The organism is Hoeflea sp. (genome assembly GCF_984452065.1).
Window position 1 is genome coordinate 6916 of record NZ_CFHWAF010000107.1, and the last position, 8573, is coordinate 15488.

At 61.3% G+C, this 8573-nt stretch carries 10 protein-coding genes; 8 read left to right on the forward strand and 2 right to left on the reverse strand.

Going from position 1 to position 8573, the window contains the following annotated elements; genetic code table 11:
• Nucleotides 1-140 precede the first annotated feature (140 nt).
• Together rpsR and rpsF are read right to left on the reverse strand one after the other, a co-directional pair.
• Nucleotides 141-389: a 30S ribosomal protein S18 gene (gene rpsR, locus AC5E6N_RS17850; protein ID WP_491749082.1), complete on the reverse strand. Its 249-nt coding sequence runs from the start codon at nt 387-389 to the stop codon at nt 141-143.
• 11 nt (nt 390-400) lie between these two features.
• Nucleotides 401-793: a 30S ribosomal protein S6 gene (gene rpsF, locus AC5E6N_RS17855; protein WP_491689840.1), complete on the reverse strand. Its 393-nt coding sequence runs from the start codon at nt 791-793 to the stop codon at nt 401-403.
• 380 nt (nt 794-1173) lie between these two features.
• Here rpsF and AC5E6N_RS17860 point away from each other — a divergent pair, with 380 nt between their 5' ends.
• From AC5E6N_RS17860 to AC5E6N_RS17895, 8 genes are all read left to right on the forward strand, one after another.
• Nucleotides 1174-2502: a type I glutamate--ammonia ligase gene (locus AC5E6N_RS17860; RefSeq protein WP_491749083.1), complete on the forward strand. Its 1329-nt coding sequence runs from the start codon at nt 1174-1176 to the stop codon at nt 2500-2502.
• Between the two features lie 241 nt (nt 2503-2743).
• Nucleotides 2744-3190 carry a hypothetical protein gene (locus AC5E6N_RS17865; RefSeq protein WP_491689842.1) on the forward strand — a complete coding sequence of 149 codons (447 nt, stop codon included), beginning with the start codon at nt 2744-2746 and terminating at the stop codon, nt 3188-3190.
• A gap of 217 nt (nt 3191-3407) precedes the next feature.
• Nucleotides 3408-4343 carry an ACP S-malonyltransferase gene (gene fabD / locus AC5E6N_RS17870; RefSeq protein ID WP_491749084.1) on the forward strand — a complete coding sequence of 312 codons (936 nt, stop codon included), beginning with the start codon at nt 3408-3410 and terminating at the stop codon, nt 4341-4343.
• A gap of 43 nt (nt 4344-4386) precedes the next feature.
• A complete protein-coding gene (fabG, locus tag AC5E6N_RS17875; protein WP_491749085.1) occupies nt 4387-5124 on the forward strand; it encodes a 3-oxoacyl-[acyl-carrier-protein] reductase in 738 nt (245 codons plus the stop codon).
• A gap of 285 nt (nt 5125-5409) precedes the next feature.
• Nucleotides 5410-5646, forward strand: a complete 237-nt coding sequence (locus AC5E6N_RS17880) for an acyl carrier protein (protein ID WP_267990650.1) — start codon at nt 5410-5412, stop codon at nt 5644-5646.
• Between the two features lie 186 nt (nt 5647-5832).
• Entirely contained in the window at nt 5833-7095 is a 1263-nt protein-coding gene (gene fabF, locus AC5E6N_RS17885; RefSeq protein WP_491749086.1) for a beta-ketoacyl-ACP synthase II, read from the forward strand.
• Nucleotides 7096-7201: 106 nt separating this feature from the next.
• The gene (gene mltG, locus AC5E6N_RS17890) at nt 7202-8344 is read left to right on the forward strand and encodes an endolytic transglycosylase MltG (protein ID WP_491749087.1); all 1143 of its coding nucleotides are present in this window, start codon (nt 7202-7204) and stop codon (nt 8342-8344) included.
• 66 nt (nt 8345-8410) lie between these two features.
• Nucleotides 8411-8573, forward strand: a 163-nt coding sequence (locus AC5E6N_RS17895) for a YicC/YloC family endoribonuclease (protein ID WP_491749088.1), incomplete at its 3' end; no start/stop codon positions are given.

Below are 8573 nucleotides of genomic sequence, written 5' to 3' on the forward strand. Positions count from 1 at the left end.
GATGCGCTGTCCTGCTTTTTGAAGCAGTTAGAGGCGTTCCGGCCTGTTGCCCGCGCGCCCCAACTCGGGGGTTACATGTGTCCGCGCCGTGCCCATCACGGCCGGCTGCGGCCGGAAAACCCGGCCGCTTCGTTCAGTCTTTACTTCACCAGATAGGGAAGCAGGCCGAGGAAACGCGCGCGCTTGATGGCGCGTGCCAGTTCCCGCTGCTTCTTCTGGCTCACCGCGGTGATGCGGGAAGGAACGATCTTGCCGCGCTCGGAAACGTAGCGCTGCAAAAGACGCACGTCCTTGTAGTCGATCTTGGGCGCGTTCGCACCGGAGAACGGGCAGGTCTTGCGACGGCGATGAAACGGACGCCGCGTCGGGATCTGATTGATATCAACCATTTTTGTTCTCCCTAGTTACGGTCTTCGCGCGGACGGCGCGGGCGGTCGTCCCGGTCGCCACGGCGCGGACGGTCGTCCCGGTCGCGCTTCTGCATCATGACCGAAGGACCTTCCTCATGCTCATCGACGCGGATTGTCATGTAACGCAGGATGTCCTCATTGATGCGCATCTGCCGTTCCATTTCCTGGACCGCGCCGGACGGAGCATCGATGTCCATCAGCGTGTAGTGCGCCTTGCGGTTCTTGTTCATACGGTATGACAGGGATTTCAGTCCCCAGTTTTCCACGCGCCCGACCGATCCGCCATTGGCTTCGAGAATACCCTTGAACTGCTCGACAAGGGCCTCGACCTGCTGGCTGGAAACGTCCTGCCGGGCAAGGAAAACATGTTCGTATAAAGCCATGATAAGCTTGCCTTTCTTGGTCTGTCTTCGTTCCAACACCACGGAAACCGGCGGCTAAGCCTCAACGACCTTCCGGGACCGCCTGGCGGTCGGCAAGAAAGGCGCTGAATTCGAGACGGTCGAGAGCGGAGACACGGGAGGCCGGAAATCTCTATTTCCTGTCGCCCTTGCAGGCGGCCCTCCGTTCAGCCCCCAGCCAGGCGACCGGGTGTTTCGAACAGCGCGCTTATACGCCTTTTTCCGCACGATGCAAGCGAATTCGACCGGTGCCTCACTCCTTCCAGAGCATGGTGTCGGCGGCTTTGCCTGTCCGGCAAGGAAAGGGTTGGACCGGAACGGCGATGGGACTAATCTCGGTACCCGACCGGGAGAATCGTCACATGACCGAAAGCCGCAAGGGTACCGACCTCATCATGGTTGTCACCAGCGACATTGCCGGCCAGTTGCGCGGCAAGGCGATGCCGCACAGCGCCCGCGAGGAGCGCAGCGGCATCGGTGTCGGCTGGACCCCGACAAACATATTCCAGACCAGTCTCGGGCCGATCGCCGATACGCCGTGGGGCGCGATCGGCGATCTTATTCTGCGGCCCGACTTCTCCACCCTCGTGGATCTGGCGATCCCGGAATACGCAGTGGACGAGTGTTTCGTGATCGGCGATGTGCTCACCCTCGACGGGCAACGCTGGGAATGCTGCCTGCGCGGCCAGCTCGCCGGCGCGGTCGAAACCCTGCGCAGAACCCATGGCCTGACCGTCAAGGCCGCGTTTGAGCACGAGTTCCATTATTCGGGCGCCGAAGGTCAGGAAGGGCTCGGCTATTCGCTGCGCGCCCTGCGGCGCATGGGCGCCTTTCCCAACCGCCTGATGGACACCATCAGCCGGGCCGGGCTTGTGCCGGATACATTCTCGCCGGAATTCGGTCCGGCTCAGTGCGAGGTGACCGTCAAGCCGAACAACGCTCTGGGTGCGGCCGATGATGCGGTCGTCCTGCGCGAAATGACGAGAGCGGTTGCGCGCGGCCTCGGTGCGCGGGCCAGCTTTACGCCGATCGCCGATCCCCGGTCGGTGGGCAACGGCACCCATATCCATTTTTCGCTGTTCGACGTCGACGGGCAGCCCGTCGATTACGATGCGCGACGCCCCAACGGTGTTTCCGACAAGGCCGGCTCGTTCCTGGCGGGCGTCCTTAAATATGCGCCGGATCTCCTGTGCATGACGGCGCCCTCGGTTGCCTCCTACATGCGTCTGACGCCGCATCGCTGGAGCGCCGCATTCAACAATCTCGGCGTCCAGGACAGGGAAGCGGCAGTCAGGATATGCCCGGTCTTCAGAACGGATGCCGATGACGACGTTCCGGCGAAATTCCATTTTGAATTCCGCGCGGGTGACGCCGCTGCCAGCCCTTACCTGCTTTTGGCGGCGCTCATAAGGGCCGGCATAAGCGGGCTCGACGAGGCCCTGCCGCAGCCGCAGGCAACGGCGATGGACCTGACCGAGGCCGGCGAGGCCGAACTGTTCGAGATCTCGGTCAGCCGGTTCCCGCAATCGCTGGCCGAGGCGCTGGACGGCCTCGCCGACAGCGACTGGGCGCGCAGTGCCTTCGGCGAGACGCTGGTCGACGCCTATCTGCGCCACAAGCGCTGCGAGGTCGATTTGATGAAGGACCTCTCCGATGAGGAGATATGTGCCCGATACGGCGCTGTCTACTGACCCGGATGAGGCGTTGCACCATTCGGCAATTTTGATTAAAAATTTATCTAATTAATCAGTAGCTTAAAAATTAACGTTAACTTAACGCCATAATTGATCCAACGTTAAAAATTCGTTAGCTAATTTCCAGGGCGTTACTTGGAAGCCTCGCTGTCGTCGGCCTGTTCTCGCCGATGGAGCAACGCTGTCAGACAAAACTGGTGATGTGGTGGAGACCAGCATTCACCGAGGAGATCAACGAATGAACGCAACAACCAGCAACGTGGTCCGGGCAACGCGCACCGTCGACCGCGAAGAAAAGGCTGTCAGCAGTCTGAACGACGTCGTCGAGCGGATGATGACGACGAACCGCACCATGCCGACGAGCAAGTCCGATCATGCGATCAACCTTTATGATGCCGCCATTCGCGATGCCGTCGCCGATATGGAACGGATGGAAGCGGAGAGGGAAGCCGCGCAGCAGGTTCTCGAAGAGAGCTTTGCCGAGCGTGAAGCCAAGGTCCGCAGCGACATCGAGTTCCATGAACAGGGCCTTGAGGCCGCACGTGAGGAACTCAAGCAGCTTGGCGCTGAGCACAAGCAGCAAAGCGAAGAGCTCGTCGCACGCTACAACAGCCAGATCGGCGCCGCCATGCGCATGAAGGAAGCCAACAAGGCCGCACGCGACATTCTGCTGGGCGATCTGTAGAACGGCTGGACAGGCCGCCCGGCGCGGCAATTGCCGATATAAATCAGTTTTGAACGGGCGCGGTTATCGCGCCCGTTTCTGTTTGACCACCATTGCATCCACAGACCTGAAGGCCGTTTTGGCCGAAAGGCTCCGATTTTTTCCACAAAGCTTGACTTGCAGCCCATTCGATGGTGATAGCCCGTTCGAGCAGCGGCAAACCGATTGGGGCGTTCACATGAGCACGGCTTTTACTTTTCCGGGGCAGGGCAGCCAGAGCGTGGGCATGGGCAAGGACCTCGCGGACGCCTTTCCGGCAGCCCGCGCCGTCTTTGAGGAGATCGATGACGCCCTCGATCAGAAGCTTGCGGCGCTGATGTGGGACGGGCCGGAAGATGAGCTGACCCTGACGGCGAATGCGCAACCGGCGCTGATGGCGGTGTCGATGGCGGCGATGCGTGCTTTGGAGGCGGGCGGCTTTTCCCTGCGGGACAGGGTCGCCTATGTTGCCGGCCACTCGCTCGGAGAATATTCCGCCCTGGCCGCCGCCGGTGCGTTGACGCTGGCCGATACGGCACGGCTTTTGCGCATTCGCGGCGATGCCATGCAGCAGGCGGTTCCGGTCGGCCGGGGCGCCATGGCGGCGATCATCGGGCTTGAGGAGGATGGCGTCGAAGCGCTGTGCGCCGACTGCGCCGATGCGGGCGTCTGCCAGATCGCCAACGACAATGGCGGCGGGCAGATCGTTATATCCGGCGCGCGTGAGAGCATCGAAAAAGCGGTGGCGATTGCGGCGGAAAAGGGTGCGAAGCGCGCGCTGCTGCTTCCCGTATCGGCGCCGTTTCATTCCGAATTGATGCAGCCCGCCGCCGATGCCATGCGCGCCGCACTCGACGACGTGTCGGTGAGAAAGCCCGTCGTGCCGCTGGTCGCCAATGTCATAGCGTCGCCGGTTGAAGACCCGGAAAAGATCAAGCGATTGCTGGTCGAGCAGGTGACCGGCCGCGTGCGCTGGCGCGAGACCGTCTCCTGGTTTGCATCAAATGGCGTAACCGAGGTCTATGAAGTCGGAGCCGGCAAGGTGCTGACCGGCCTTGCGCGTCGCATCGACCGGTCTTTGGCGGGCAAGGCCATCAATACGCCACAGGACATCGAAGACTGCCTCGCCGGGTAACGGTCTGCCCGCGGGGCTGCTTTGTCGAGCAAAAGGAAAAATCATGTTTGAACTCAACGGACGCAAAGCGCTGATCACCGGCGCTTCGGGTGGCATCGGCGAAGAGATTGCGCGCGTGCTGCATGCCAACGGGGCCATTGTCGGACTTCACGGAACGCGCGTCGAGAAGCTGGAGGCACTAGCCGCCGAACTCGGAACCAACGCACATATCTTTCCGGCAAATCTTTCCGACCGTGATGAGGTCAAGGCTCTGGGCGACACGGCGGAAGCAACGCTCGACGGCGTCGATATCCTGGTCAACAATGCCGGCATCACCAAGGACGGGCTCTTCGTCCGCATGAGCGATGAGGACTGGGATTCGGTGATCAAGGTCAACCTCACCGCCGTTTTCAACCTCACCCGGCAACTCACGCACCCGATGATGCGGCGGCGCGGCGGGCGCATTATCAACATAACCTCTGTCGTCGGTGTAACCGGCAATCCCGGGCAGGCCAACTATTGCGCATCGAAGGCCGGGATGATCGGCTTCTCCAAATCGCTGGCCGCCGAGATCGCGCCGCGCAACGTGACGGTAAACTGCGTTGCGCCCGGATTCATTGAATCGGCCATGACGGAAAAGCTGAACGACAAACAGAAAGACGCCATTATGGGCGCCATTCCCATGAAGCGCATGGGAACGGGCGCGGAGGTCGCTTCGGCCGTTGCCTATCTGGCATCGGACGAAGCCGCCTACATCACCGGGCAAACCATTCACGTCAATGGCGGAATGGCCATGATCTGATGGGGCTTTCCGGCGAATTCGATGTTTCTCGGCAACTTTGGCGGCGTTGGACGCTTACCCGGGAAAATTCAGGCTTTGCGGCTGGCATAAACCGTGTTAAGGCCCGCAACCAATGCAGTCTGGAGCCTGCCGGCCAGGACAGCAGGGTCCGGCAAGCCGGGAAATCCACAGGGCTCGCTTTTTGACGGGCCGGGTGCGCCGAATTATAAGGCGCTGGAACTTGATTGAGTGACTGCATGCCGCTATCCAAGGCATTGCAAAAGGATAAGGGTCGAGGATAACGACATGAGCGATATCGCAGAACGCGTTAAGAATATTGTTGTCGAGCATCTTGGCGTCGACGCCGAGAAAGTATCGGACGGCGCGAGCTTCATTGATGATCTTGGTGCCGATTCTCTCGACACGGTCGAGCTTGTCATGGCGTTCGAGGAAGAATTCGGTGTCGAAATCCCCGACGATGCCGCCGACACCATCCTGACTGTGGGGGATGCGGTCAAATATATCGAGAAAGCTCAAGCCTGAGTTCAATCCCCGGGGCTGCCCAGCTCCCGCGCAGCCAGAACGGCATGTGGACCTTCGATCACACAAACGATATGCGCCAGCCCGGGAGATTTCCGGGCTGTTTGGTTGTTATGACCGCGGTGTCTCGATTGGTCGGGGTACGGAAAGCGGCGGGCGCTAAGGCGCTGTTATGAGGACAGGAACAGCATGAGGCGTGTAGTCATCACGGGAATTGGTATGGTTTCTCCTCTCGGCAACGGCGCCGAGGTGACCTGGGAGAGGCTGGTGGCCGGCGGCAACGCGGCCGATCGGATCAGGGAATTCGAGACCGAAGACCTTGCTGCGAAAATTGCCTGCCGGATTCCGGTCGGTGACGGCAGCGACGGCACGTTCGATGCCGACGCTCACATGGAGCCGAAGGAACAGCGCAAGGTCGATCCGTATATTACCTATGCCATGGCCGCGGCCGATCACGCGCTTGAAGATGCCGGATGGAAACCCGAGAGCGACGAGGACCAGATCGCCACCGGCGTCATGATCGGTTCGGGTATCGGAGGGCTGCAGGGCATTGTCGATGCCGGCGAGACACTGCGTGACAGAGGGCCGCGCCGTATCTCTCCGTTCTTCATCCCGGGCAGGCTTATCAACCTGGCCGCCGGCCAGGTCTCGATCCGCCACAAGCTGCGCGGGCCGAACCACTCCGTGGTGACCGCATGTTCCACCGGTGCGCATGCGATCGGGGACGCCAGCCGGCTGATTGCCCTCGGCGATGCCGATGTCATGGTCGCCGGCGGGACCGAATCGCCCATCTGCCGCATTGCAATGGCCGGATTTGCGGCCTGCAAGGCGCTCTCGACGGGCTACAATGACGATCCGAAGAGTGCATCGCGCCCCTATGACGAGGCGCGCGACGGTTTTGTCATGGGCGAGGGCGCCGGCGTTGTCATCCTGGAAGAACTGGAACACGCCAGGGCCCGTGGCGCCAAGATCTATGCTGAAGTCATCGGCTACGGGCTTTCCGGCGACGCGTTCCATATTACCGCGCCGTCCGAGGACGGCGATGGCGCCTATCGATGCATGCGATCCGCCATGAAGCGCGCCGGCGTCTCGGCTGCCGACATCGACTATATCAACGCCCACGGAACGTCGACCATGGCCGACACGATCGAGCTCGCGGCGGTGGAACGGCTCGTTGGCGATGCCGCCTCGGGTATATTGATGTCGTCGACAAAATCCGCCATCGGTCACCTGCTGGGTGCCGCGGGCGCTGTCGAGGCGATTTTCTGCACGCTCGCCATCCGGGACAATATCGCGCCGCCGACGCTCAACCTCGACAATCCCTCCGTCGAGACCGCGGTCGACCTTGTGCCGAAAGCGGCGCGTGAGCGCGAGATCAACGTTGCATTGTCGAATTCCTTCGGATTCGGGGGCACCAACGCTTCGCTGGTGCTGAGGAATTTCGAGGAATAAAATGACACGGAATTGAAGCGGGCTGCCATCTGTTGCCATATTCATGTCCATAGTGGCGGATTGTGGCTGGATACGCGAATTGGGGTAGGTTGTGAGTGACGGCAATATATCTGACGATCAGGACGGCTTCGGCCGGTCCAGGTCCAACGGTCCCATCATTCCGCAGTCGGCAAGGCAGGCGCTGAAGCCCGAGGAGGCGCCGCAACCGCCGAAACGATCCAAGCGCGCGCGCAGCCAGTTTGTCGTTTTCCTCAACTTCATAATGTCGTTTGTGGTCATTTTGACCCTGGCCGCGGCCGGGGCGGTTTATTTTGGCAAGATCAAGTTCGACGGCGAAGGCCCGCTGGCGCGCAACACCTATGTGCTGATACCGGAAGGCATAGGCGTCAGCAGGATCGCAACCATACTCCAGCGCCGCGAAGCCATCGACAGCGCGACGATCTTCAGGTTCGGCGTCAGCGCCTACATGCCGAACGACACGCTCAAGGCCGGCGAGTATGAGATCAAGGCCGGCGCCTCGATGCGCGAGATCATGGAATTGCTGCGGTCCGGCAAATCCATTCTGCACTCGGTGACAATCGCCGAGGGCCTGACCGTGGAGCAGATTTTCGAGCGTCTCGCCCGCAACCAGGAACTGACCGGCGATCTGCCGCAGGAAATGCCGCTTGAGGGGTCGTTGCGGCCGGAGACGTACAAATTCACGCGCGGCACGACCCGCGCCGAGATCGTTGAGCAGATGCGCGCCTCTCAGGAAGCGCTGGTCAATCAGATATGGGCGCTGCGCAATCCGGACCTGCCCATCGAGACCAAGGAAGAGTTCGTCACGCTCGCCTCGATCGTCGAGAAGGAAACGGGACGGGCGGACGAGCGCACGATGGTTGCCTCCGTCTTCATGAACCGTCTCGAGCGCGGCATGCGCCTGCAGAGCGATCCCACCATCATCTATGGAATTTTCGGCGGAAAGGGCAAGCCGTCCGACCGGCCGATATACAAGTCGGATATCGAGAAACCGACCGCCTACAACACCTATGTCATCAACGGCCTGCCGCCCACGCCGATCGCAAATCCCGGACGTGCGGCGCTCGAGGCCGTTGCGCGGCCATCGCGCACCAACAATGTTTACTTCGTTGCGGACGGAACCGGCGGTCATGTCTTCGCGGAAACGCTGGACCAGCACAACCGCAACGTCCGACGCTGGCGCCAGATCGAGGCGGAACGCGCCAAACAGAAAGAACAGGCGGCTGAATAGGTGCAAGAGGCCGCCCGCAAGTGCATTGGGTAGCGCACGGGGGATGCCGGCGTGACACTACAATCGATGACGGGCTATGCCCATCAGGAAGGGACGCATCAGGCGCTGCGCTGGACGTGGGAAATGCGCAGCGTCAACGGTCGCGGACTGGATGCGCGCATCCGGGTGCCGACCGGCTTCGAGCGGCTGGAAGAGGCGATCAGGGAAAAACTGGCCGCGGCATTCGGCC